We start from the raw sequence: 22,378 nt of genomic DNA, 5'->3' as shown, positions 1-22,378 counted from the left end.
ATAACCACGGCTGGTTAAGTATTTCGTTTGTCGATTTCTGGTTTAAAAATCTCAATCTGAGGGAATCATGAGGCCAAGTGAACTTAGCGACCTGCTTTGGGCGCAGGTTGACAGGGTGGCCCCGCACCTGTTGCCAAACGGCAAGAAAGAGGGGCATGAGTGGGTTGCCGGTAACGTCAACGGTGACAAGGGGAACAGCCTTAAGGTCAACCTTAGCGGCAAGAAAAAATGGGCTGATTTCGCTGAGGGAGACGGCGGTGACATGCTTGATTTGTGGATGGCCTGTCGGGGAATAAATCTGCATCAGGCTATGCAGGAGGCAAAGGCATTTCTCGGTATCAAGGATGATGATCACCATTTCGACGCCAGACGTGAGAAGAAATTCTCCAGACCTGACCGCAAGAAAATCGCCCATTACGTTACCAGAACAGAATCCCATCTTGAGTACCTGCAATCGCGTGGCATATCTCCAGAAGTCGTAAAGCGGTACGAGGTTGTCAGCGGCAAGGTGTGGAATGGAGAGCGAGGACTGGATGCTTTGGTGCTTCCGTACAAACGCGATGGTGAGTTGTTGCAGGTCAAGAGAATCAGCACCGAACGTCCGGACGGGAAGAAAGTCATCATGGCAGAAGGTGACTGTGAACCCTGTCTGTTCGGATGGCAGGCTCTCGATGCTGGCGTGAGGGCGGTTGTGCTTTGCGAAGGCGAAATTGATTGCATGAGCTATGCACAATACGGAATCCCGGCGCTATCTGTCCCGTTCGGTGGCGGGAAAGGCGCTAAACAACAGTGGATTGAGTTTGAATACCATAACCTAGACAGGTTTGAGGAAATATTCATTTCGATGGATGTTGATGATGTAGGTCGCGAAGCTGCAAGGGAAATCGCAAGCCGACTGGGTGAACATCGCTGTCGTCTGGTTACACTGCCACACAAAGATATCAACGAATGCCTGATGAACGGCGTCACCGAGGATGAAATCTGGCAGTACATCGGGACAGCGTCATATTTCGACCCCGAAGAGCTTTACAGCGCCCGTGAGTTTTATCATGACACCATCAATGCTTTCTACGGCAAGCAGCAGTATCTGTTTAACCCACCGTGGGAAACGCTGGCTTACAACTTCCAGTTCCGTGAGGCGGAGTTAACTCTTGTCAATGGCGTGAACGGTCATGGAAAAACGGAGGTTGTCGGGCATATGGCACTTGAGGCCATGAGACAGGGGGTAAAAACATGCGTCGCATCGCTTGAACTGAAGCCCGGGATTCTGCTCAAACGCCTGACCCGGCAGTCTACATGTTGCAAAATGCCGCCAGTTCTGGAAATCGAATCAGCATTTAAGTTTTACGATGACCGGCTATGGTTATTTGGCCTGACAGGTACAGCCAAGGCTGAACGCCTGATTGAAATTTTCACATACGCAAGACGGCGATACGGCATCCAGTTATTCATCATCGACAGTCTCATGAAGTGTGGTATTGGCGATGACGATTACAACGGACAAAAGGCGTTTGTTGACGCGCTGTGCGACTTCAAGAATAAAACCAACTCTCACATTATCCTCGTCACTCACTCCAGAAAGGGAGACAGCGAGGAGAAACCTACCGGAAAGATGGACGTAAAAGGCTCAGGGGCGATTACAGACCTGACAGATAACCTGTTTATCATCTGGCGCAATAAAGCTCGCGAGAGAGCGTTACAGCGCGTTCATGCTGGCGAGCAAATTAACGAGAAAGACCAGCAACTTCTTGCTGCGCCCGCATCTGTTTTAATGCTTGAGAAGCAGCGAAACGGGGAAGGGTGGGAAGGTGGCGTGCCGTTATTTCTTGACGAGCAGTCTCACCAGTTCCTGCAAATGGAAGGTGCGTCACCATACAACTACATAGCTAACATGCCGAAGTCGGAGTATGACGAAGTGTGGAGGCAGGAGAATGTTACGGAGTACTGAATGAACAACCAAATAATACCTGAAATGCTTTTGAATCCCCGCTTCATTGCTGTTTTGAACAGATGTATCGACGAAGAAGAGCTCATTATGCAATTTGAAAGGTTGTCAGGTGTCACTCGACCACCAAAGAGGAAGCATTCATTAGAGCTGATGGTTGATAAAGCGACAGGATTTTATGATGAGCAGTGGAAACTGTTTTTTGAATCATTTATCCCGTTCGTCTATGAGTATATATGGCTCACATGGAGAGACCGTGACAATGAGGAATACTGGCAATGACCATCTACATCACTGAGTTAATAACAGGCCTGCTGGTAATCGCAGGCCTTTTTATTTGGGGGAGAGGGAAGTCATGAAAAAACTAACCTTTGAAATTCGATCTCCAGCACATCAGCAAAACGCTATTCACGCAGTACAGCAAATCCTTCCAGACCCAACCAAACCAATCGTAGTAATCATTCAGGAACGCAACCGCAGCTTAGACCAAAACAGGAAACTATGGGCCTGCTTAGGTGACCTCTCTCGTCAGGTTGAATGGCATGGGCGCTGGCTGGATGCAGAAAGCTGGAAGTGTGTGTTTACCGCAGCATTAAAGCAGCATGACGTTGTTCCTAACCTTGCCGGGAATGGCTTTGTGGTAATAGGCCAGTCAACCAGCAGGATGCGTGTAAGCGAATTTGCGGAGTTATTAGAGCTTATACAGGCATTCGGTACAGAGCGTGGCGTTAAGTGGTCAGACGAAGCGCGACTGGCTCTGGAGTGGAAAGCGAGATGGGGAGACAGGGCTGCATGATAAATGTCGTTAGTTTCTCCGGTGGCAGGACGTCAGCATATTTGCTCTGGCTAATGGAGCAAAAGCGACGGGCAGGTAAAGACGTGCATTACGTTTTCATGGATACAGGTTGTGAACATCCAATGACATATCGGTTTGTCAGGGAAGTTGTGAAGTTCTGGGATATACCGCTCACCGTATTGCAGGTTGATATCAACCCGGAGCTTGGACAGCCAAATGGTTATACGGTATGGGAACCAAAGGATATTCAGACGCGAATGCCTGTTCTGAAGCCATTTATCGATATGGTAAAGAAATATGGCACTCCATACGTCGGCGGCGCGTTCTGTACTGACAGATTAAAACTCGTTCCCTTCACCAAATACTGTGATGACCATTTCGGGCGAGGGAATTACACCACGTGGATTGGCATCAGAGCTGATGAACCGAAGCGGCTAAAGCCAAAGCCTGGAATCAGATATCTTGCTGAACTGTCAGACTTTGAGAAGGAAGATATCCTCGCATGGTGGAAGCAACAACCATTCGATTTGCAAATACCGGAACATCTCGGTAACTGCATATTCTGCATTAAAAAATCAACGCAAAAAATCGGACTTGCCTGCAAAGATGAGGAGGGATTGCAGCGTGTTTTTAATGAGGTCATCACGGGATCCCATGTGCGTGACGGACATCGGGAAACGCCAAAGGAGATTATGTACCGAGGAAGAATGTCGCTGGACGGTATCGCGAAAATGTATTCAGAAAATGATTATCAAGCCCTGCATCAGGACATGGTACGAGCTAAAAGATTCGATACCGGCTCTTGTTCTGAGTCATGCGAAATATTTGGAGGGCAGCTTGATTTCGACTTCGGGAGGGAAGCTGCATGATGCGATGTTATCGGTGCGGTGAATGCAAAGAAGATAACCGCTTCCGACCAAACCAACCTTACTGGAATCGATGGTGTCTCCGGTGTGAAAGAACACCAACATGGGTGTTACCACTACCGCAGGAAAAGGAGGACGTGTGGCGAGACAGCGACGAAGTATCACCGACATCATCTGCGAAAACTGCAAATACCTTCCAACGAAACGCTCCAGAAATAAACCCAAGCCAATCCCCAAAGAATCTGACGTAAAAACCTTCAACTACACGGCTCACCTGTGGGATATCCGGTGGCTTAGAGAACGCGCGAGGAAAACGCGATGATTGACCCCAATCGAAGTTATGAACAAGAGAGCATAGCAAGGGCAATGTGCGCAGGATGTAACAAGCAACTGGCACAAGATGAAATTTACACCTGTGCTGAATGCGTGAACGAATGGCTGGTATACCGCGACCCTAATGGAGATATGTCTAATGAGGATATTCAGGAGCAATAAATGGCTTCAGGCAGTAAGGGAGATAGATTGCTGCGTTCTGTGTGGTCGATATGGAGTTCAGGCTGCGCATCGCAACGAAGGAAAGGGAATAGGGCTAAAGGTTGACGACAGCCTAACAGCGGCGCTTTGCCCGCCATGCCATGAGCGCATAGACAACGGAAAAGATTTAAGCCGGGAAGAGCGACGCTCAGAAATGGACCGCGCCATTGTCTTAACGTTGCAAAAGTTAACACGCGAAGGGAGGGTAACAGTGCGATGAACGAATACCGTATAGCGTTGCCGTGGCCTCCATCCAATAATCGCTACTGGCGTCACTCACGAGGAATCCACTACATCAGCGATTGGGGAAAGCGATACCGGCGAGAAGTAATCGAAATAATTCAGCAACAACAGCTAGACCTTAAAATCACACCCCGCATCAGAATCACCATTCTCGCAGCACCTCCCGATAACCGCAAACGCGACCTGGACAATCTACCAAAGGCCGTTTTTGACGCACTCACTAGTGCGGGCTTCTGGCTGGATGACGGCCAGATAGACGATATGCGCATCAAGCGCTGTCAGGCGGTTAAAGGCGGAATGCTTGTGCTGGTAGTGACTGAGACGTGTGGGAATTTGCCAATGATTACGGAACTACTGGAGGCCGCATGACACACACTGTCAAAACCATTCCAGACATGCTCATTGAGACATACGGAAACCAGACAGAAGTAGCCAGGCGCTTATCGTGCCACCGCAACACAGTCAGGCGCTATCTGTACGACAAAGAAGCCAGGTATCACGCCATCGTTAACGGCGTTTTAATGATTCATCAGGGCGGGAGAGGTATTTATGACCGTAACCAGCATTAACCAAGCGAAAAAGCAGCGTGAACGTGACGAAGCTGAATTACGCAGCGTCAGAGAGATGACGGAGCAACACCAGAAGGCGATGGATTATCTGCATGAGCGAGAGCGCGAACTGGTGAACCGGCTTGGATTGAACAAGCCGGCGGGAGGCGATGCTGCATGAGTATACGAGAATTGAACCTCACTAAAGAGCAGCATGACTGGCTTAATGGGTGGCTTGAGCTATGGGGGGCATGGGTTTATTCAGGAAGACTCGAAAAACGCATGAGCAGCGTTATAGCGCAGTTTATGGAGAGGGTAGAACCATCAAGAGTGATGACAAGGCCAATGTGCAATGATGATGACGGAATGTTGATTTCTCAGGTCGTAGATTCCGTTATGTACATTGACAAGAAAGCCTTTGGCATCCTCCTCAGCTACTACGCACATGGTTCCTCTAAGCGAGCAATTGCATCCTACTATCACGCGACTGCAAAGCCACGCAAGATGTGTGGACGTGGTGGCGAGGGATGGAGAAAACCTTCACTGGCAACCTGTAGAAATGAAATTGACGACATCCTGAAAGCATCATTATTTGTTTTATACCAGCCAATGCAAAATGCTTTCAAAATGCGTAAACGTGTTGAGAAAGTTAAGCATGTTGTTGTTAAAAGTCTTGACATGCAATTATCCATTTAGCCATAATTAGAGGGTAAGCTGCCGTTAGTGACTCTTAAGTTGCAACGGTGGCTTTTTTATTTGGGTCAGTCGTATAAAGGTTATTACGGAGGGCCGTTAACCTTCTTATCGTGGTTCGAGTCCACGCTGTCCCGCCAGACATGCTGGTTTAGCTCCAATGGTAGAGCGGTCGCCTTGTAAGCTAACGGGTAGCGGTTCAAGTCCGTTAACCAGCACCATAACTGAGCCGTAGCCACTGGCTATCCTGAATTCATCAGTGATAGTTATGCTGCGGCCTTCTACACATGACCTTCGTGAAAGCGGGTGGCAAGAGGCTGCGCTAACAACCTCCTGCCGTTTTGCCCGTGCATATCGGTCACGAACAAATCTGATTACTAAACACAGTAGCCTGGATTTGTTCTATCAGTAATCGACCTTATTCCTAATTAAATAGAGCAAATCCCCTTATTGGGGGTAAGACATGAAGATGCCAGAAAAACATGACCTGTTAGCCGCCATTCTCGCGGCAAAGGAACAAGGCATCGGGGCAATCCTTGCGTTTGCAATGGCGTACCTTCGCGGCAGATATAATGGCGGTGCGTTTACAAAAACAGTAATCGACGCAACGATGTGCGCCATTATCGCCTGGTTCATTCGTGACCTTCTCGACTTCGCCGGACTAAGTAGCAATCTCGCTTATATAACGAGCGTGTTCATCGGCTACATCGGTACTGACTCGATTGGTTCGCTTATCAAACGCTTCGCTGCTAAAAAAGCCGGAGTAGAAGATGGTGGAAATCAATAATCAACGTAAGGCGTTCCTCGATATGCTGGCGTGGTCAGAGGGAACTGATAACGGACGTCAGAAAACCAGAAATCATGGTTATGACGTCATTGTAGGCGGAGAGCTATTCACTGATTACTCCGATCACCCTCGCAAACTTGTCATGCTAAACCCCAAACTCAAATCAACAGCCGCCGGACGCTACCAGCTTCTTTCCCGTTGGTGGGATGCCTACCGCAAGCAGCTTGGCCTGAAAGACTTCTCTCCCAAAAGCCAGGACGCTGTGGCACTGCAGCAGATTAAGGAGCGTGGCGCTTTACCGATGATTGATCGCGGTGATATCCGTCAGGCAATCGACCGTTGCAGCAATATCTGGGCTTCACTGCCGGGTGCTGGTTATGGTCAGTTCGAGCATAAGGCTGACAGCCTGATTGCAAAATTCAAAGAAGCTGGCGGAACGGTCAGAGAGATTGAGGTATGAGCAGAGTCACCGCGATTATCTCCGCTCTGGTTATCTGCATCATCGTCTGCCTGTCATGGGCTGTTAATCATTACCGTGATAACGCCATTACCTACAAAGAGCAGCGCGATAAAGCCACATCCATCATCGCTGATATGCAGAAGCGTAAGCGTGATGTAGCAGAACTTGACGCCAGATACACAAAGGAGCTTGCTGATGCTAATGCGACTATCGAAAGTCTCCGTGCTGATGTTTCTGCTGGTCGTAAGCGCCTGCAAGTCGCCGCCACCTGTGCAAAGTCAACGACCGGAGCCAGCGGCATGGGCGATGGAGAAAGCCCAAGACTTACAGCAGATGCTGAACTCAATTATTACCGTCTCCGAAGTGGAATCGACAGGATAACCGCGCAGGTTAACTACCTGCAGGAGTACATCAGGACTCAGTGCCTGAAATAATTTTTTTGCAAATCACAAAGTCCATTTAATGAGCCTCGCGATGCGGGGCTTTTTTTACATCTGAATTTCACAGCGCATCTCACGCGCATATTACATCACCCGAGCCTTTCAGAAAGTTGAGCCTGAGAACTGCCGTATATGGTGGCGACCATCTCGGGGCGGCTTTTCTGTGAGACAGGCTCACTTTCTAAAAGGTAAAGACGCTATGAACCAATTAGAAGAAAAGCTTCAAAGAATGATTTCCTTATACAAGGAAGATAACTGCCAAAAAGTTCCTGAAAACATCGCAGAGTTAATGGAATTGGCAAGTGAATTTTCTGGCATGCTTAAGTCGTCAGGTGTTCGGTCAGCGTTCTTTGTTGAAATGCTGATGCACGGCGGACTTATGGCAACAATGAGACGTGTAATGGAAGACCAGAGAAAAGAACCTCCTCAGGTATACGTTTTGTCATCGAAGAAAACTGGGCTAACCAAAATTGGGTATTCATCCAACATTCCACAACGCATCAAATCGCTTGGCAACTCTGGACCAGACTGTTTGAAGCTTGAGTGCCTGATCCCTGGTGGAAGAGAAACTGAAAACATGCTTCATCGCAAATTTGCCGCAAAGAGAAAGCACGGTGAATGGTTCGCCCTGTCCAAGGATGACATTGAGGGATTGAAATCTGTAGAGCTTACTTCTGATGGCTATTAATGCTTGTTTAGAGCAATTTTCATAACAACTCTTCATTACAAAGCCCATCTACGGGTGGGCTTGATAATGAAACCGTGATTTACATCCCCACAATCCGGGTATGTAAAAGATAGTTCAGGCGAGAACAGATTTAACTAAATCTGTGCACCACCAGTTACGGCAGTACAGCGAAACAACCCAAGCCAGAAAGTGGGGAAATAACACTGGCAGCCACTGAAAGATGAACCTCCTGCCTGATGGCAAAAAAGATTCTTTGTGGTGGCGGACTGATGGAAAGACATCCTAATTCCAGCCAAACATTGAAGGAGTTGTTATGTCAGCAGAAGGTTTCAATAACCCATCAAAATTCCGGGATGAGTGGGATAGCAGCGTAAAGAGTAAGTGATGCCATCACAAAAGCCATTCCTTACTGAGTGGCTTTGATAATGGCTTATACCCCACACGGGATAACTTAACTGATATCCCTTTTAACGGATAAACGGAGCCAACAATGGCAGAGATTATTCCCATGACTGAAGAACAGAAATTCCAGTTAGAGATTTACAAACTGGTCATGAACCAGAACGCAGCCGCAGAAGAAGCATTTCAATTCATTGGCACTGACGAGCTGAAGCTTGAGCTATTCAAAATTCACTTCCAGTCAGGTGGCGCTAATTCAGATATCACGACCCGCACAATCGAAGCGGTGCGTAAATCGAAGGAAGCGTTAGACCTGTTCACTACCGGAGCATGATGCTCAACCTGAAATAACAAATAAGTGAGATGAATATGGCAGCACCAAAGGGCAACCGATTTTGGGAGGCCCGCAGTAGTCATGGGCGAAACCCTAAATTCGAATCGCCTGAGGCGCTGTGGGCTGCTTGTTGTGAATACTTCGAGTGGGTGGAAGCTAACCCGCTATGGGAGATGAAGGCGTTCTCGTATCAGGGTGAAGTGATACAAGAGCCTATCGCCAAGATGCGAGCGATGACCATTACTGGCCTCACTCTGTTCATTGATGTGACGCTTGAAACATGGCGCACATATCGCCTGAGAGAAGATTTATCTGAAGTCGTTACGCGAGCAGAGCAAATCATCTACGACCAAAAATTCTCCGGCGCAGCCGCTGACCTTCTCAACGCTAACATCATCGCCCGTGATTTGGGCCTCAAAGAGCAGTCGCAAGTTGAGGACGTGACACCTGATAAGGGAGATCGCGATAAGCGCCGCTCTCGTATCAAGGAGCTATTCAACCGTGGAACTGGACGCGATTCTTGATAACCTGAGCGACGAAGAGCAAATCGAATTGCTCGAGCTACTCGAAGAAGAAGAGAACTACCGAAATACACACTTGCTATATGAGTTTACGCCATACAGCAAACAGCGTGAGTTCATCGACGCAGGTCATGACTATCCAGAGCGATGTTTTATGGCTGGTAACCAGCTTGGTAAGTCATTTACTGGCGCTGCTGAAGTCGCGTTTCACCTTACCGGGCGATACCCGGGAACGAAAGGTTATCCGGCTGATGGTAAATATGGCGGAGAGTGGAAAGGTAAGCGTTTCTATGAGCCAGTTGTCTTCTGGATTGGCGGTGAAACAAACGAGACTGTAACCAAAACGACTCAACGCATCCTGTGCGGGCGTATCGAAGAGAATGATGAACCTGGCTATGGGTCAATCCCGAAAGAGGACATCATTAGCTGGAAGAAGTCTCCGTTCTTCCCTAATCTTGTTGATCACCTTCTTGTTAAGCACCACACGCCAGAAGGCGTCGAAGATGGCATCTCAATATGCTACTTTAAGCCTTACTCACAGGGCCGCGCCCGCTGGCAGGGCGACACAATTCACGGCGTCTGGTTTGACGAAGAGCCGCCATATAGCATCTATGGCGAAGGTCTTACCCGTACAAACAAATACGGGCAATTCTCAATTCTGACGTTTACCCCGCTGATGGGGATGTCTGACGTTGTTACCAAGTTCCTGAAGAATCCCAGTAAGTCGCAGAAAGTGGTCAACATGACCATCTATGACGCTGAGCACTACACCGACGAGCAGAAAGAGCAAATCATCGCATCCTATCCTGAGCATGAGAGAGAGGCGCGTGCTCGCGGTATTCCTACGATGGGTAGCGGTCGAATATTCCAGATACCGGAAGAGACGATTAAGTGTCAGCCGTTCGAGTGTCCTGATCACTTCTACGTAATTGGCGGGATGGATTTCGGATGGGATCACCCGCAGGCGCAGGTTCAGCTTTGGTGGGATAAGGACGCAGACACAATCTACGTTTCACGCGTGTGGAAGGCGAAAGAAAAAACAGCCGTTCAGGCGTGGGGAGCCGTTAAATCATGGGCGCATAAAGTGCCAACTGCATGGCCTCATGACGGAAACCAGCACGAGAAGGGTGGCGGTGAGCAGCTTAAAGGGCAGTACGCGGAAGCTGGTTTTATGATGTTGCAGGAGCATGCGACATGGCCTGATGGCGGTAATGCTGTTGAGCCTGGCATCACTGAATTGCGCGACATGATGCTTGATGGTCGCTTCAAAGTATTCAACACCTGTGAGCCATTCTTTGAGGAGTTTCGCCTCTATCACCGTGATGAAAACGGGAAAATCGTCAAGCTTAACGACGACGTGCTCTCCGCCGTTCGCTATGCATACATGATGCGCCGCTTCGCCAAAATGATGCGCGACATCAAAAAACCAAAAGAGAAAAAGATACCAGCCCCAATCAGGCCCATCGCACGGAGAACTTAAATGGCCGACGAAAACAGACTCAATTCCATTCTGTGCAAGTTTGACGCGGACTGGATGGCGAGCGATGAAGCCAGAACCGAGGCGACAAATGACCTGTATTTTAGCCGAGTGTCGCAATGGGATGACTGGCTATCAAACTACACCACCCTGCAATATCGCGGACAATTCGATGTTGTTCGCCCGGTGGTCAGGAAACTGGTCGCAGAGATGCGCCGGAACCCTATCGACGTTCTCTTCCGACCAAAAGACGGCGCTAATCCTGATGCTGCCGATGTGTTGATGGGAATGTATCGTACCGATATGCGCCATAACACGGCAAAAATTGCCGTTAACGTTGGCGTTCGTGAGCAGATAGAGTCCGGCGTTGGTGCATGGCGTCTGGTCACACAGTACGAAGACAACGATCCAACAAGCAACAATCAGGTAATCAGACGCCTGCCAATCCATGAAGCCTGCTCACACGTCATATGGGACGCCAACAGCAAGCAGATGGATAAGAGCGACGCTAAGCACTGCACGGTGATTAACGCTTTGTCACGCAATGGCTGGAAAGAGTTCGCAGAGGATTACGGTATTGATCCGGACACCTTGCCATCTTTCCAGAATCCTAACGATACATGGCTATTCCCGTGGGTGTCGAATGATGTCGTCTACGTCGCTGAGTATTACGAGGTAGAAGAGAAGAAGGAGAGGGTCTTCATCTACCGCGACCCGCTGACAGGTGAGCCGGTCAGCTATTACCAGCAGGATATCAAAGACGTCATCGACGACCTGGCTAATCGTGGATTCATTAAGGTAGCAGAGCGTAAGGTGAAGCGTCGGCGTGTGTATAAGTCGATCATCACCTGCACGCAGATACTGAAAGACCGCGAGAAGATAGCCGGAGAGCATATTCCAATCGTTCCAGTGTATGGCGAATGGTCATTCGCTGGTGACAAGGAGTGCTACGAAGGAGTGGTAAGGCTGACGAAAGACGGTCAACGCCTTCGTAACATGATCATGTCGTTCAACGCCGATATTGTTGCTCGTTCACCGAAGAAGAAACCGACCTTCTTCCCTGAGCAAATCGAAGGCTACGAATACATGTACGGTGGAAATGATGACTATCCGTACTATCTCCAGAACAGGACTGATGAAAACGGTAACGACCTGCCGATTGGTCCAATCTCCTACATGGAAAACCCTGAAGTGCCGCAAGCCAACGCTTACATGCTTGAAGCTGCCACCAACGCAGTGAAAGAAGTGGCTAGTCTTGGTGTGGATACGCAGGCAGCAAACTCTCAGGTCGCTTTCGATACCGTCAATCAACTGAACATGCGGGCAGACCTTGAGACATACGTGTTTCAGGATAACCTGGCTACCGCAATGCGACGTGATGGCGAGATTTATGCCTCAATGGTCAACGATATTTATGACGTTCCTCGTCATGTAACGCTGACACTCGAAGATGGAAGCGAGAAAGACGTTCAACTCTATGCGCAAGTTGTCGATTACCAGTCCGGCAATGTGGTCACACTCAACGACATTCGTGGTCGCTATGAGTGCTATACGGACGTTGGGCCATCCTTCCAGAGCATGAAGGAACAGAACCGCGCAGAGATTCAGGAGTTACTCACCAAGGTTCCGCAAGGTACTCCAGAGTTCCAGATGCTGATGCTGCAATACTTCACGCTGCTTGACGGTAAAGGCGTCGAGATGATGCGAGAGTACGCGAACAAGCAACTGGTGATGATGGGGCTGAAGAAACCAGAAACACCTGAAGAGATGGAGATGGTACAACAGGCGCAACAGCAGCCGCAGCAGCCATCAGCAGAGCAAATTCAGGCGCAGGGTATCCTTCTGCAAGGTCAGGCTGAATTGCTCAAGGCAGAGAACCAACAGGCGCAGATTCAGGTTGAAGCCGCCAAGGTTGAAGCCCAAAACCAACTCAACGCCGCGAAGATTGCAGAAATCTTCAACAATATGGACCTCGACAAGCAGGCAGAACTGCGTGAGTACCTCAAGCTCGTAGGTCAATTCCAGCAACAGCGCAGCAAAGATGCTCGTGCTAACGCTGAGCTGCTTCTTAAAGATGCAGACCAGACTCATTCACAACGCATGGATTTCGCGAATCTTATGCGTCAAGTTCAAATCCCCTCCGGCGGAGTAGCCGAGACACCTCAATAAGAGAGAGTTAATCATGGACCAAACCACCGACATTCAGTCTTCTGAAGAATTAACCCTGACCGGCAATCATGCAGCGGCATCTGCTGATGGCTTAGTTGTCGATAATGCCAACGACAACGCAGGTCAGGAAGAAGGCTTCGAGATTGTCCTGAAAGACGATGAGAAACCAAAACAAGACCCGGCAACTAATGCTGAATTTGCCCGTCGCCGCATCGAACGCAAACGCCAGCGTGAGCTTGAGCAGCAGATGGAAGCGGTTAAGCGTGGAGAGTTGCCGGAGCACCTGCGGGTGAACCCTGAGTTACCAAAACAACCAGACCCTAACGATTATCTTTCCGAAGATGCACTGGCTAAGTACGACTATGACCAGAGCCGCGCACTGTTTGCCTTCCAGCAGGCAAACAGTGAATGGCAGATCAAGGCTATGGACGCACGAAGCCAGGCTGTCGCCGAGCAGGGTCGCAAAACTCAGGAGTTCACCCAGCAATCAGCGCAATACGTCGAGGCTGCCCGTAAGCACTACGATGCAGCGGAAAAGCTCAATATCCCTGACTATCAGGAGAAAGAGGATGCATTCATGCAACTGGTGCCGCCAGCAGTCGGTGCCGACATCATGTGCCTCTTCCCGGAGAAATCCGCCGCTCTCATGTATCACCTTGGTGCTAATCCTGAGAAAACACGCCAGTTGCTGGCGATGGACGGGCAATCCGCGCTGATTGAACTCACTCGACTGTCAGAACGTTTAACTCTCAAGCCTAGAGCCAAGCCTGTTTCAGAAGCCCCGTTACCTGATGAACCCATTCAGGGACACGCTGTTGCTGCAAATATCTCTGCGATTGAAAAGCAGATGGAGGCGGCAGCAAACAAAGGGGATGTAGAGACGTACCGCAAGCTCAAGGCGCAACTGAATAAAGGAATTCGATAATGGCATTAAATGAAGGTCAACTGGTCACGTATGCTCTGGATGAAATCATCGAAACCGTCCAGAACCTGACGCCAATGGCGTCCAAAGTGACAAAATACACCCCTCCGGCAGAATCCATGCAACGTTCAAGCAACACCGTGTGGATGCCTGTTGAGCAGGAAGCGCCAACCCAGACTGGCTGGGATTTAACTGGCAACGCAACCGGGATTCTGGAACTCTCCGTGAAATGCAACATGGGCGATCCGGATAACGATTTCTTCGAGCTTCGTGCAGATGACCTGCGTGATGAGCGTTCTTACCGTCGACGCATCCAGGCATCCGCCAAAAAACTGGCGAATAACATTGAGTCAGCGATTGCCAAACAGGCAACTGAAATGGGCTCGCTTGTTGTTCACGATACCCGCGCAATTGGTCCATCTACTGGCCTGTCTGGCTGGGATTTTGTGTCTGATGCAGAGCGCCTGATGTTCTCCCGTGAGTTAAACCGCGATATGGGCATCAGTTACTTCCTGAACCCTGACGATTACCGCAAAGCAGGCCGCAACCTGGTAGATGGTGACATCTTCGGTCGCGTTCCTGAAGAAGCGTATCGCAACGGTACTATTCAGCGTCAGATTGCTGGCTTTGATGAAATTCTTCGCTCACCGAAACTTCCGGCAGTTACCAAGTCAACCGCTACTGGTGTAACTGTTTCTGGTGCGCAGAAGTTTAAGCCGCAGGCATACACCCTTGATACCGATGGTAACAAAGAGAACGTCGACAACCGTGTTGCAACGGTGACCGTATCCACCACCACCGGATTTAAGCGCGGCGACAAAATCAGTTTCACTGGTGTGAAATTCCTGTCTCAGATGGCGAAGAACGTGCTGACTGATGATGCTACTTTCTCAATCACCCGTGTGATCGATGGTACTCACATCGAAATCACGCCGAAACCGATTGCACTGGATGACGCGTCACTGACAAAAGAAGAGAAGGCTTACGCTAACGTAAACACATCTCTTGCTGATACCACTCCGGTAAACGTTCTGAACGTGGCAACAACCACCGCTAACGTGTTCTGGGCTGATGACTCAATCCGTCTGCTGTCTCAGCCGATCCCGGTAACCCATGAACTGTTTGCTGGTATGAAAACGTCTTCCTTCAGCATTCCTAGCATTGGTGTTAACGGCATCTTCGCAACGCAGGGTGATATCAACACTCTGTCTGGTAAGTGCCGTATTGCTGTGTGGTATTCAGCATGTGCTGTACGACCAGAGGCAATTGGTGTTGGTCTGCCTAACCAGACTGCGTGATAACCAGAGGGAGCTTCTGCTCCCTTTTTTATCTGGAGACAAGCATGACACACATGATCTTTCGTCATGGCGACATGAAGAAGTGGAAAGGCGTTGGATACGACTTTGAAATCGTGAAAGCCGAAGAGATTCAGGAATATCTGGATGCTGGTTGGTTTGCACATCCCGATGACCTTCTGAAGGACGTTGCAGAGCCAGATCCAGAGCCAGAAGAAAAGCAGCGTAAAAAGCCTGGTCGAAAACCTAAGGCGGCAGCAGATGAACCTGACAACGAAGGGTGATTTAGTTCTTGCGGCATTACGTAAGCTCGGTGTGGCATCAAATGCCACGTTAACCGATGTCGAACCGCAGTCTATGGAAGACAGCGTCAACGACCTTGAAATGATGATGGCTGAATGGCTTGGCGGTGATGCGTCACCTGGCATCAACGTTGGCTACATTTTCGCTGATGCAGATGTCGCTCCAGATCCGGGCGATGAGCACGGTTTATCAAATAACGCTATCAATGCCGTCATTTTCAACCTTGCCTGCCGCATTGCTCCGGATTATGCGCTGGAAGCGCCTGCAAAACTTATAACTACTGCCAGATACGGGAAAGAGCGACTCGTCAAACTGTCTGCAATGGACAGAGCAAAAGCCGCTAAATGTAATTCCGGTTATCCAAACCGTATGCCTGTTGGTAGTGGTAACCAGTTGGCGAAGTGGAATGGTTGGAATTACTTCCACTGGAAGGAACCTTGCGATAACGGGAGCGAATAAATGCCGATTCAGCAACTTCCGCTTATGAAAGGTGTCGGCAAAGACTTTCGAAATGCCGACTATATCGACTATCTGCCAGTGAATATGCTGGCTACACCCAAAGAAATCCTCAACAGCAGCGGATATCTTCGCTCATTCCCTGGCATTGCCAAACGTTCTGATGTGAACGGTGTATCGCGCGGAGTCGAGTACAACATGGCGCAGAATGCTGTTTATCGCGTGTGTGGTGGCAAGCTCTACAAAGGAGAAAGTGAAGTCGGTGATGTTGCCGGAAGTGGTCGCGTATCAATGGCGCATGGTCGGACATCACAGGCGGTAGGTGTTAATGGTCAACTGGTCGAGTATCGTTATGATGGCACGGTCAAAACCGTCTCAAACTGGCCTGCAGACAGCGGATTCACTCAGTATGAGTTAGGTTCAGTCCGCGACATTACACGCTTACGTGGGCGTTATGCGTGGTCAAAAGACGGCACGGATTCATGGTTTATCACTGACCTTGAAGACGAATCGCATCCTGACCGTTACAGCGCACAATATCGCGCAGAATCGCAGCCGGACGGTATCCTCGGCATCGGAACATGGCGAGACTTCATCGTCTGCTTTGGTTCATCGACGATTGAATATTTTTCCCTGACTGGGGCAACCACCGTTGGTGCCGCTTTGTATGTCGCACAGCCATCACTGATGGTGCAGAAAGGCATTGCCGGGACTTACTGTAAAACGCCATTCGCTGATTCGTATGCGTTCATCAGCAATCCGGCAACAGGCGCGCCGTCTGTATACATCATCGGCTCCGGTCAGGTGTCACCAATCGCCAGCGCGAGCATTGAGAAAATACTACGCTCCTACACTGCTGATGAACTGGCTGATGGCGTGATGGAGTCTCTGCGATTTGATGCGCATGAGTTGCTGATTATCCATCTTGCGCGCCATGTTCTCGTGTACGACGCATCTTCAAGCTCCAATGGTCCGCAATGGTGTGTGCTGAAAACAGGCCTGTATGACGATGTGTACCGCGCTATCGACTTCATTTACGAAGGCAATCAGATAACGTGCGGCGATAAGCTGGAGTCCGTGACCGGGAAATTGCAATTCGATATCAGCAGCCAGTACGACAAGCAACAGGAACATCTGCTGTTTACTCCGCTGTTCAAAGCGGATAACGCCAGATGCTTCGATCTGGAAGTTGAATCCTCGACAGGCGTTGCGCAGTACGCTGACCGCCTGTTCCTGTCTGCAACCACAGACGGAATCAATTACGGTCGCGAACAGATGATTGAGCAGAATGAGCCGTTTGTGTACGACAAGAGAGTTTTATGGAAGCGTGTAGGTCGTATTCGTCGATTAATCGGATTCAAGCTGCGGGTAATCACCAAATCACCTGTAACACTATCCGGGTGTCAAATTCGTCTGGAGTAACATATGGCAGACCCGTCACTTAATAAGCCTGTCGTGGTTCAGGCTACACGCATTGATGCATCTATTCTCCCTCGCAACATATTCAGTCGGTCTTACCTTCTGTATGTCATAAATCAGGGTACTGATGTTGGCTCCATTGCAGAAAAGGCAAATCAGGCAGGAGGAGGTGCTTATGATGCGCAGGTCAGAAATGATGAGCAGGATGTAATTCTTGATGAGCACGAAAAAAGAATTACAAAAACAGAAGAGGATATTTCAGGAATAAAAGTAAAGCTTCTTGAAATAGAGAATGATGTTAATGGTCTGAAAATAAAAGTTCAGGATATCGACGGTAAGGTATCAGATATAATCGTTGATTATGTTTCACTCAGCAGAACAGGAACTCAAACTCTTGCCTCATCCATTAACGTATCAGGAAGTTATTTTGTTAACGGTACAAAAGTTGTTGGCGCTCGCCAGACTGGATGGACCGCGGCAACAGGTACGGCGAATAAAGGCGTATTCGATGCTGACCTGACATTCGCCGTTAGCGATACTTACACGCAATCTGAAATCCAGGCTATAGCCAATGCTCTAATTACTGAGCGCCGGCGCACTAAGGCTTTGGAAGACGCCTTGCGTGCACATGGGTTGATTGATTAATGATTACATTCATTCCAACACGCAATATCGACCTGATAGAAATGGTCGGCAACCATCCCGACATCATCGCCGGGAGCAACAACGGTGACGGATACGACTACAAGCCTGAGTGCCGCTATTTCGAAGTGAACGTACATGGTCAGTTCGGTGGCATCGTGTATTACAACGAGATTCAGCCGCTGACCTTTGACTGCCACGCCATGTACCTGCCTGAGATTCGCGGCTTCAGCAAGGAAATCGGCCTGGCGTTCTGGAGATATATTCTCACCAATACCACCGTTCAGTGCGTTACATCATTTGCTGCACGCAAATTTCGCCACGGTCAGATGTACTGCGCAATGATTGGCCTTAAGCGTGTGGGAACCATTAAGAAATACTTCAAAGGCGTAGATGACGTGACGTTTTACAGCGCCACACGCGAAGAACTAATCGACTTCCTGAATCACGGGAGATAGCCATGTTATATGCATTTAAGCTGGGCAGGAAACTGCGCGGTGAGGAACCTTATTATCCTGAAAAAGGCGGTAAAGGCGGCTCATCAAGCAGCGGGGCAAAAGAGGCCGCAAGAGCAACACAGTACGCCGCAGACCTGCAAAACCAACAATTCAATCGTGTGATGGAACAGTTGGCACCTTACGCCGCCGCAGGTTTGCCGGCTCTCCAGCAGATTCAGCAGCTATCAACGCTGGAAGGCCAGAACAGCGCTCTCAATCAGTATTACAACTCAGGCCAGTATAAACAATTGGCTGATCAGGCTAGCTATCAAAGCCTTAATGCCGCCGAGGCGACAGGTGGACTTGGCTCGACTGCGACATCAAACCAACTGGCGGCCATTGCACCAACGCTTGGGCAAAACTGGCTTTCCGGACAGATGCAAAACTATGGCAACCTGTTAAACATTGGTCAGTCTGCGGCAGCAGGCCAGGCATCGGCAGGACAGAACTATGCAAATAACGCAGGTAATCTTGCACAACAGATGGCGGCTATCCGCTCTCAGGGTTCTGGTCAATCCACGCTTGGAAGTGCCATTAGCGGCGGTACGAGTGGTGCGCTTGCAGGTGCTGGTATTGCAAGCCTGTTAGGTACTTCCACGCCATGGGGCGCTGGTATCGGTGCTGGTATCGGATTGCTTGGCTCACTCTTCTAAGGAGTTATCGTGGCTACATTTCAACTCGCCGGACTGCCATCAATGCAGGTGGCAAACCAAAACGCGCCCGGGCAGCCATCACTATCAAACTACGACTTTAGCCAGCGCCCAAACGTTGGAGTTCAACTTGCTCAGGGGCTTGGCGCAGTTGGCCAGGCAATACAGCAGAATGAGGCTGCTCAGAGGCTTTCTGACTTTCAAAAAGCTTTCGGTCAGGCTTATGCGGCAGGTGATCGCGACGCCTTGCGTCAACTTGCAGCCACCAATCCAGACCAGATTGAAACAATTCGTCAGGGCATGGGGTTTGTTGATGCTGATCGCAATCAGGCAATGGGAGATATGTCTGCACGATTGAACATTGCCGCCGCTCAGGGGCCAGAAGCGGTGATACGAGAGCTTGCCACTCACCAGAATACGCTGCAGCAAATTGGCGTATCTCCTGAACAGGCGTGGCAGACATATCAACAAAGCCCTGAAGGCTTCACGCAGTTAACAGACCTTATTGGGATGCACGCGGTAGGACCAGAAAAGTATTTTGATATTCAGGACAAGTTGACAGGTCGCGAGATTGACCGAGGCAGACTGGCAGAGACAATCCGCAGCAATCAGGCAGGAGAGGCGCTAACAGCACGAGGTCAGAACATCACGATGCGCGGTCAGGACTTATCTGCTTCTACTGCGCGACGAGGTCAGGATTTGGCAATGCAGCGAGAGTCAACAAGAGGAATCGCTGGGAATGATGAGCGTACAGTTCAGTTATCAGATGGCAGAACTGTAACGGTAGGCGGGAAGCTTCACGGCGCTGGGGCTAATGCGTTCTACGAAGGCATCGACAACGAGGGGAATATGGTTCGCGTTCCTGCCAGTTCAATCGCAGCGCCTGCAACATCGTCTGCATCAGCACAAAACTATGCCATGAAGAAGGATATCGACGCGATCGCAAATGCAGACGCTTCTGCTCTCGATTTCATGACAGGAATGACAGGCGGTGCAGGTAACCCGGCAATTGGTGCTGATGTTCGCAGCCGATTAACAGGAAAAGAGCAGCGCCAGTTATATAACTCAGCACAACGTATTCAGGGCAGAATGCAGAATCAGGGTGTGGCGGCAGCAAGGGACATGGGGGCTAGTGGTATTAACACCGTTGCAGAAGCGAAGATGTATTTTCAGGGGATGCCGCAGGTTGATTATTCAAGCCCGGAGGCTATGCAGCAGTCGATTCGTGAGATTCAGGAATACACCAACAATTACAACCAACAATATAACGTTAATGTTGGTAAATCTCAGCGACAGCAATCTCAACCTGCACAGGTATCACAGCCTGCATCCAACAGCAACTTCTCTTCACTATGGGGTGATTAATGGCTAAGGCATGGAAAGACGTTATTGCCTCTCAGCAATATCAGGCATTGGAACCAGAACAGAAGGCACAGGCTCAGGAGCAATACTTCAATGAAGTGGTTGCACCTCAGGCAGGCGATCAGGCTGAGCAGGCTAAACAGGCTTTCTATGCTGCGTATCCGGTGCCGACAACTCAGCAACAATCATCACAGCAGGAAGAACCACAGCAGCCTGAGCAATCCCTGATGCAACGGGCTGGCGACTTCCTCACTGGCGGCCAGTCAGCAGGACAGATTGCAGAGCAGGCTGGGCGTGGGCTCGTAAATATCCCGTTTGATGTATTGCAGGGCGGAGCCAGCCTGATTAATGCAATCAGCCAGGGTTTAGGCGGCCCGAAAGTGCTGGATGACGTATATCGCCCAGTTGATCGCCCAACAGACCATTACGCACAGGCGGGCGAAACAATTGGTGGATATCTTGTTCCCGGCGCTGGCGTGGCGGGGAATATGGCTATCGGTTCAGTCGCTGAGGCCGCTAATCAGCAAGGTGATTTTGCTGGTAACGTTGCAAAGAACGCCGCCATCAACCTTGGCGCTCAGGGAGCTTTATCTGCTGTAGCAAAAGGGATTGGGCGGGGCATAACTGCAGTAAAAGGAACGATTGCGCCAGAAGCAAAGCAACTAATCAATACCGCAGAAAGCATGGGTATAACCCCCATGACATCGGATATTGCACGCCCGGTTAACGAAATGGGAGCCCTTGGAAAGGGGTTGGTTCAGGGTGGTGAAGGGGCAATCCTTGGCACTGGCAGCAAGAGAGCAGAGCAATACGCTACCCGCAGCAAACTGATAAGTAATTATCTGGACCGCTTTGGAGAATACAATCCTGATGATGTTGTGCAGTCCCTAACCAGAACGCTGAAAGGAAGAAAGGATGCAGCCGGGGCGGTTATCAACGATGTTACAAACAAGATGGGAAACGCAGCGATTGATACCTCTAACACGATGAATGCGCTGAATACAGCAATTGCAAGACAAGAAAGGCTCGGTTCTTCAGCAAATAAGAACCTCTTGTCTTCTTTGCGCAGCCTTCGTGATGAAATCATCAACCCGGCAACCGATCTGGATATGACATTTGACCTTCTGCGTCAGCACAGAACGGCGTTTCGCTCTAACGTTCAGGGGGACTCGATGGTATTCCCTAATCAGGCCAAGGCAGCCACTATCATGGTGGAGAACGCAATGAGTCGTGATTTGCGAAACGCCGTTGGGAAAAGCCTTGGCGCGTCGGACGCGGCAGCATATCTGAAAGCCAATTCAGATTATGCAAATGTCTATAACAAGGTTCTGAACAAGAACATCGCAAACAAACTCAACAAGGCCAGCAATGAAGCTACTCCTGAGCTAATTAATAGCGTCGTATACAGCAGGAAACCTTCAGACGTGAAACGCATATGGAGCGCCCTGGATGGCAAAGGCAAGGATGCGATGCGAGCTGCATACATCAGCAAGATTGCTGAAAAAACTGGCGATTCTCCAGCTAAGTTCATAACCGAAGTAAACAAATTAAAAGCGCAATCAGGAGGTGAGATTTACAACACCATTTTCAGCGGCCGCCACATTAAGGAACTTGATGCGCTTCATGATGTGCTGAGACAAACAGCCAGGTCCGACTCGGCAAATGTTGTCACACAGACAGGGCAGGCGCTGGCAAATCCGGTAAGGTTAGGCGCGGCAATACCTACTTTAGGGAAGTCACTCGCAGCAGAAGCCGGGTATGGCCTGGCAATGAGGGTGTATGAGAGCAAGCCAGTAAGAAATATGCTACTCAGGCTGGCTAACACCAAGCCGGGTACGCCTGCATATGAGCGAGCACTGAATCAGGCTGCTACGGCCGTAAGGCCGCTACTGGCTAACCAGGCAACACAGCAGTGATTAAACGCCATGGATG

General features: G+C 49.7%; 29 protein-coding genes, 2 tRNA genes and 1 pseudogene. All 32 read left to right on the top strand.

Translation table 11 applies throughout. The annotated features are described in order from the left end of the window. The first annotated feature begins 67 nt into the window (after positions 1-67). The 32 genes and pseudogenes from ACLJRU_RS04085 (at position 68) to ACLJRU_RS03930 (ending at position 22,362) form a co-directional block, all read left to right on the top strand. Positions 68-1,948: a toprim domain-containing protein gene (locus ACLJRU_RS04085; protein WP_023235270.1), complete on the top strand. Its 1,881-nt coding sequence runs from the start codon at positions 68-70 to the stop codon at positions 1,946-1,948. Next, positions 1,949-2,227 carry a hypothetical protein gene (locus ACLJRU_RS04080; RefSeq protein ID WP_001749496.1) on the top strand — a complete coding sequence of 93 codons (279 nt, stop codon included), beginning with the start codon at positions 1,949-1,951 and terminating at the stop codon, positions 2,225-2,227. 73 nt (positions 2,228-2,300) lie between these two features. Next, positions 2,301-2,741, top strand: coding sequence for a recombination protein NinB (locus ACLJRU_RS04075; RefSeq protein WP_023235271.1), 441 nt, complete (start codon positions 2,301-2,303; stop codon positions 2,739-2,741). Beyond that, positions 2,738-3,610 (top strand): phosphoadenosine phosphosulfate reductase family protein, encoded by an 873-nt coding sequence (locus ACLJRU_RS04070; RefSeq protein WP_011264202.1) that lies wholly within the window; start codon positions 2,738-2,740, stop codon positions 3,608-3,610. Before ACLJRU_RS04075 ends, ACLJRU_RS04070 begins: the two co-directional genes overlap by 4 nt. Continuing rightward, a pseudogene (ninD, locus tag ACLJRU_RS04065) lies at positions 3,607-3,717 on the top strand (protein NinD); the annotation flags it as partial. The gene ACLJRU_RS04070 and the pseudogene ninD, both read left to right, overlap by 4 nt. A gap of 29 nt (positions 3,718-3,746) precedes the next feature. Next, positions 3,747-3,929 (top strand): NinE family protein, encoded by a 183-nt coding sequence (locus ACLJRU_RS04060; protein ID WP_000113766.1) that lies wholly within the window; start codon positions 3,747-3,749, stop codon positions 3,927-3,929. Continuing rightward, the gene (locus ACLJRU_RS04055) at positions 3,926-4,102 is read left to right on the top strand and encodes a protein NinF (protein ID WP_000566855.1); all 177 of its coding nucleotides are present in this window, start codon (positions 3,926-3,928) and stop codon (positions 4,100-4,102) included. The genes ACLJRU_RS04060 and ACLJRU_RS04055 overlap by 4 nt, the downstream gene beginning before the upstream one ends. Continuing rightward, positions 4,080-4,361, top strand: a complete 282-nt coding sequence (locus ACLJRU_RS04050) for a hypothetical protein (protein ID WP_001218097.1) — start codon at positions 4,080-4,082, stop codon at positions 4,359-4,361. The genes ACLJRU_RS04055 and ACLJRU_RS04050 overlap by 23 nt, the downstream gene beginning before the upstream one ends. Further along, positions 4,358-4,753, top strand: a complete 396-nt coding sequence (rusA, locus tag ACLJRU_RS04045; RefSeq protein WP_001539188.1) for a crossover junction endodeoxyribonuclease RusA — start codon at positions 4,358-4,360, stop codon at positions 4,751-4,753. The genes ACLJRU_RS04050 and rusA overlap by 4 nt, the downstream gene beginning before the upstream one ends. Continuing rightward, positions 4,750-4,953 carry a phage NinH family protein gene (locus ACLJRU_RS04040; RefSeq protein ID WP_000149925.1) on the top strand — a complete coding sequence of 68 codons (204 nt, stop codon included), beginning with the start codon at positions 4,750-4,752 and terminating at the stop codon, positions 4,951-4,953. The genes rusA and ACLJRU_RS04040 overlap by 4 nt, the downstream gene beginning before the upstream one ends. Next, entirely contained in the window at positions 4,934-5,113 is a 180-nt protein-coding gene (locus ACLJRU_RS04035; RefSeq protein WP_000219132.1) for a hypothetical protein, read from the top strand. The genes ACLJRU_RS04040 and ACLJRU_RS04035 overlap by 20 nt, the downstream gene beginning before the upstream one ends. After that, positions 5,110-5,628, top strand: coding sequence for an antiterminator Q family protein (locus ACLJRU_RS04030; RefSeq protein WP_000027546.1), 519 nt, complete (start codon positions 5,110-5,112; stop codon positions 5,626-5,628). Before ACLJRU_RS04035 ends, ACLJRU_RS04030 begins: the two co-directional genes overlap by 4 nt. A 62-nt stretch (positions 5,629-5,690) precedes the next feature. Next, positions 5,691-5,765, top strand: a tRNA-Asn gene (locus ACLJRU_RS04025). 5 nt (positions 5,766-5,770) lie between these two features. Then, a tRNA-Thr gene (locus tag ACLJRU_RS04020) sits at positions 5,771-5,846 on the top strand. Positions 5,847-6,088: 242 nt separating this feature from the next. After that, complete coding sequence (locus ACLJRU_RS04015) at positions 6,089-6,412, top strand: phage holin, lambda family (protein ID WP_000783734.1); 324 nt, start codon at positions 6,089-6,091, stop codon at positions 6,410-6,412. Continuing rightward, positions 6,396-6,872, top strand: a complete 477-nt coding sequence (locus ACLJRU_RS04010) for a glycoside hydrolase family protein (protein WP_000229384.1) — start codon at positions 6,396-6,398, stop codon at positions 6,870-6,872. The genes ACLJRU_RS04015 and ACLJRU_RS04010 overlap by 17 nt, the downstream gene beginning before the upstream one ends. Continuing rightward, entirely contained in the window at positions 6,869-7,306 is a 438-nt protein-coding gene (locus ACLJRU_RS04005; RefSeq protein WP_001539193.1) for a lysis protein, read from the top strand. The genes ACLJRU_RS04010 and ACLJRU_RS04005 overlap by 4 nt, the downstream gene beginning before the upstream one ends. Before the next feature lie 205 nt (positions 7,307-7,511). Continuing rightward, positions 7,512-8,000 (top strand): GIY-YIG nuclease family protein, encoded by a 489-nt coding sequence (locus ACLJRU_RS04000; RefSeq protein ID WP_038393942.1) that lies wholly within the window; start codon positions 7,512-7,514, stop codon positions 7,998-8,000. A 490-nt stretch (positions 8,001-8,490) separates the two neighbouring features. Then, positions 8,491-8,733: a DUF2560 family protein gene (locus tag ACLJRU_RS03995; protein ID WP_000807788.1), complete on the top strand. Its 243-nt coding sequence runs from the start codon at positions 8,491-8,493 to the stop codon at positions 8,731-8,733. Positions 8,734-8,768: 35 nt separating this feature from the next. Then, the gene (locus ACLJRU_RS03990; RefSeq protein WP_023235274.1) at positions 8,769-9,257 is read left to right on the top strand and encodes a DNA-packaging protein; all 489 of its coding nucleotides are present in this window, start codon (positions 8,769-8,771) and stop codon (positions 9,255-9,257) included. Further along, positions 9,235-10,734, top strand: a complete 1,500-nt coding sequence (locus tag ACLJRU_RS03985; protein WP_001539195.1) for a terminase large subunit domain-containing protein — start codon at positions 9,235-9,237, stop codon at positions 10,732-10,734. The genes ACLJRU_RS03990 and ACLJRU_RS03985 overlap by 23 nt, the downstream gene beginning before the upstream one ends. Next, complete coding sequence (locus ACLJRU_RS03980; protein WP_001539196.1) at positions 10,735-12,900, top strand: portal protein; 2,166 nt, start codon at positions 10,735-10,737, stop codon at positions 12,898-12,900. It begins immediately after the preceding gene. Between the two features lie 13 nt (positions 12,901-12,913). Then, a complete protein-coding gene (locus ACLJRU_RS03975; protein WP_038393943.1) occupies positions 12,914-13,825 on the top strand; it encodes a scaffolding protein in 912 nt (303 codons plus the stop codon). Next, entirely contained in the window at positions 13,825-15,120 is a 1,296-nt protein-coding gene (locus tag ACLJRU_RS03970; RefSeq protein WP_023235275.1) for a P22 phage major capsid protein family protein, read from the top strand. The genes ACLJRU_RS03975 and ACLJRU_RS03970 overlap by 1 nt, the downstream gene beginning before the upstream one ends. Before the next feature lie 44 nt (positions 15,121-15,164). Beyond that, positions 15,165-15,401: a hypothetical protein gene (locus ACLJRU_RS03965; RefSeq protein WP_023235276.1), complete on the top strand. Its 237-nt coding sequence runs from the start codon at positions 15,165-15,167 to the stop codon at positions 15,399-15,401. Further along, positions 15,379-15,879, top strand: a complete 501-nt coding sequence (locus tag ACLJRU_RS03960) for a packaged DNA stabilization gp4 family protein (RefSeq protein WP_038393944.1) — start codon at positions 15,379-15,381, stop codon at positions 15,877-15,879. Before ACLJRU_RS03965 ends, ACLJRU_RS03960 begins: the two co-directional genes overlap by 23 nt. Next, positions 15,880-17,298, top strand: a complete 1,419-nt coding sequence (locus ACLJRU_RS03955; RefSeq protein WP_001539206.1) for a packaged DNA stabilization protein gp10 — start codon at positions 15,880-15,882, stop codon at positions 17,296-17,298. A gap of 3 nt (positions 17,299-17,301) precedes the next feature. Continuing rightward, the gene (locus tag ACLJRU_RS03950; RefSeq protein ID WP_000774921.1) at positions 17,302-17,940 is read left to right on the top strand and encodes a hypothetical protein; all 639 of its coding nucleotides are present in this window, start codon (positions 17,302-17,304) and stop codon (positions 17,938-17,940) included. After that, positions 17,940-18,395 (top strand): DUF2824 family protein, encoded by a 456-nt coding sequence (locus ACLJRU_RS03945; protein WP_000627591.1) that lies wholly within the window; start codon positions 17,940-17,942, stop codon positions 18,393-18,395. Before ACLJRU_RS03950 ends, ACLJRU_RS03945 begins: the two co-directional genes overlap by 1 nt. A gap of 2 nt (positions 18,396-18,397) precedes the next feature. Continuing rightward, complete coding sequence (locus tag ACLJRU_RS03940; protein ID WP_001539209.1) at positions 18,398-19,087, top strand: hypothetical protein; 690 nt, start codon at positions 18,398-18,400, stop codon at positions 19,085-19,087. 9 nt (positions 19,088-19,096) lie between these two features. Continuing rightward, positions 19,097-20,449, top strand: a complete 1,353-nt coding sequence (locus ACLJRU_RS03935) for a phage DNA ejection protein (protein ID WP_023235277.1) — start codon at positions 19,097-19,099, stop codon at positions 20,447-20,449. Beyond that, the gene (locus tag ACLJRU_RS03930; protein ID WP_001539213.1) at positions 20,449-22,362 is read left to right on the top strand and encodes a hypothetical protein; all 1,914 of its coding nucleotides are present in this window, start codon (positions 20,449-20,451) and stop codon (positions 22,360-22,362) included. Before ACLJRU_RS03935 ends, ACLJRU_RS03930 begins: the two co-directional genes overlap by 1 nt. Positions 22,363-22,378: the final 16 nt, after the last annotated feature.

Origin of the sequence: Salmonella sp. SAL00653 (genome assembly GCF_046552515.1) — a bacterium.
Taxonomy (GTDB): domain Bacteria; phylum Pseudomonadota; class Gammaproteobacteria; order Enterobacterales; family Enterobacteriaceae; genus Salmonella; species Salmonella enterica.
The sequence above is the reverse complement of the archived record's forward strand: the minus strand, read 5'-3'. Positions and strand labels throughout refer to the sequence as shown.

What these genes read in the sequence shown, in the direction of transcription:
- ACLJRU_RS04005 (WP_001539193.1), top strand. Translation starts at nt 6,869, where the DNA reads ATGAGCAGAGTCACCGCGATTATCTCCGCTCTGGTTATCTGCATCATC.
- ACLJRU_RS04015 (WP_000783734.1), top strand. Translation starts at nt 6,089, where the DNA reads ATGAAGATGCCAGAAAAACATGACCTGTTAGCCGCCATTCTCGCGGCA.
- ACLJRU_RS04080 (WP_001749496.1), top strand. Translation starts at nt 1,949, where the DNA reads ATGAACAACCAAATAATACCTGAAATGCTTTTGAATCCCCGCTTCATT.
- ACLJRU_RS04055 (WP_000566855.1), top strand. Translation starts at nt 3,926, where the DNA reads ATGATTGACCCCAATCGAAGTTATGAACAAGAGAGCATAGCAAGGGCA.
- ACLJRU_RS03950 (WP_000774921.1), top strand. Translation starts at nt 17,302, where the DNA reads ATGGCAGACCCGTCACTTAATAAGCCTGTCGTGGTTCAGGCTACACGC.
- rusA (WP_001539188.1), top strand. Translation starts at nt 4,358, where the DNA reads ATGAACGAATACCGTATAGCGTTGCCGTGGCCTCCATCCAATAATCGC.
- ACLJRU_RS04050 (WP_001218097.1), top strand. Translation starts at nt 4,080, where the DNA reads ATGAGGATATTCAGGAGCAATAAATGGCTTCAGGCAGTAAGGGAGATA.
- ACLJRU_RS03940 (WP_001539209.1), top strand. Translation starts at nt 18,398, where the DNA reads ATGTTATATGCATTTAAGCTGGGCAGGAAACTGCGCGGTGAGGAACCT.
- ACLJRU_RS04040 (WP_000149925.1), top strand. Translation starts at nt 4,750, where the DNA reads ATGACACACACTGTCAAAACCATTCCAGACATGCTCATTGAGACATAC.
- ACLJRU_RS03990 (WP_023235274.1), top strand. Translation starts at nt 8,769, where the DNA reads ATGGCAGCACCAAAGGGCAACCGATTTTGGGAGGCCCGCAGTAGTCAT.
- ACLJRU_RS03955 (WP_001539206.1), top strand. Translation starts at nt 15,880, where the DNA reads ATGCCGATTCAGCAACTTCCGCTTATGAAAGGTGTCGGCAAAGACTTT.
- ACLJRU_RS04030 (WP_000027546.1), top strand. Translation starts at nt 5,110, where the DNA reads ATGAGTATACGAGAATTGAACCTCACTAAAGAGCAGCATGACTGGCTT.
- ACLJRU_RS04085 (WP_023235270.1), top strand. Translation starts at nt 68, where the DNA reads ATGAGGCCAAGTGAACTTAGCGACCTGCTTTGGGCGCAGGTTGACAGG.
- ACLJRU_RS03975 (WP_038393943.1), top strand. Translation starts at nt 12,914, where the DNA reads ATGGACCAAACCACCGACATTCAGTCTTCTGAAGAATTAACCCTGACC.
- ACLJRU_RS03980 (WP_001539196.1), top strand. Translation starts at nt 10,735, where the DNA reads ATGGCCGACGAAAACAGACTCAATTCCATTCTGTGCAAGTTTGACGCG.
- ACLJRU_RS03960 (WP_038393944.1), top strand. Translation starts at nt 15,379, where the DNA reads ATGAACCTGACAACGAAGGGTGATTTAGTTCTTGCGGCATTACGTAAG.
- ACLJRU_RS04035 (WP_000219132.1), top strand. Translation starts at nt 4,934, where the DNA reads ATGACCGTAACCAGCATTAACCAAGCGAAAAAGCAGCGTGAACGTGAC.
- ACLJRU_RS04010 (WP_000229384.1), top strand. Translation starts at nt 6,396, where the DNA reads ATGGTGGAAATCAATAATCAACGTAAGGCGTTCCTCGATATGCTGGCG.
- ACLJRU_RS03930 (WP_001539213.1), top strand. Translation starts at nt 20,449, where the DNA reads ATGGCTAAGGCATGGAAAGACGTTATTGCCTCTCAGCAATATCAGGCA.
- ACLJRU_RS04075 (WP_023235271.1), top strand. Translation starts at nt 2,301, where the DNA reads ATGAAAAAACTAACCTTTGAAATTCGATCTCCAGCACATCAGCAAAAC.
- ACLJRU_RS03945 (WP_000627591.1), top strand. Translation starts at nt 17,940, where the DNA reads ATGATTACATTCATTCCAACACGCAATATCGACCTGATAGAAATGGTC.
- ACLJRU_RS03970 (WP_023235275.1), top strand. Translation starts at nt 13,825, where the DNA reads ATGGCATTAAATGAAGGTCAACTGGTCACGTATGCTCTGGATGAAATC.
- ACLJRU_RS04070 (WP_011264202.1), top strand. Translation starts at nt 2,738, where the DNA reads ATGATAAATGTCGTTAGTTTCTCCGGTGGCAGGACGTCAGCATATTTG.
- ACLJRU_RS03965 (WP_023235276.1), top strand. Translation starts at nt 15,165, where the DNA reads ATGACACACATGATCTTTCGTCATGGCGACATGAAGAAGTGGAAAGGC.
- ACLJRU_RS03995 (WP_000807788.1), top strand. Translation starts at nt 8,491, where the DNA reads ATGGCAGAGATTATTCCCATGACTGAAGAACAGAAATTCCAGTTAGAG.
- ACLJRU_RS04000 (WP_038393942.1), top strand. Translation starts at nt 7,512, where the DNA reads ATGAACCAATTAGAAGAAAAGCTTCAAAGAATGATTTCCTTATACAAG.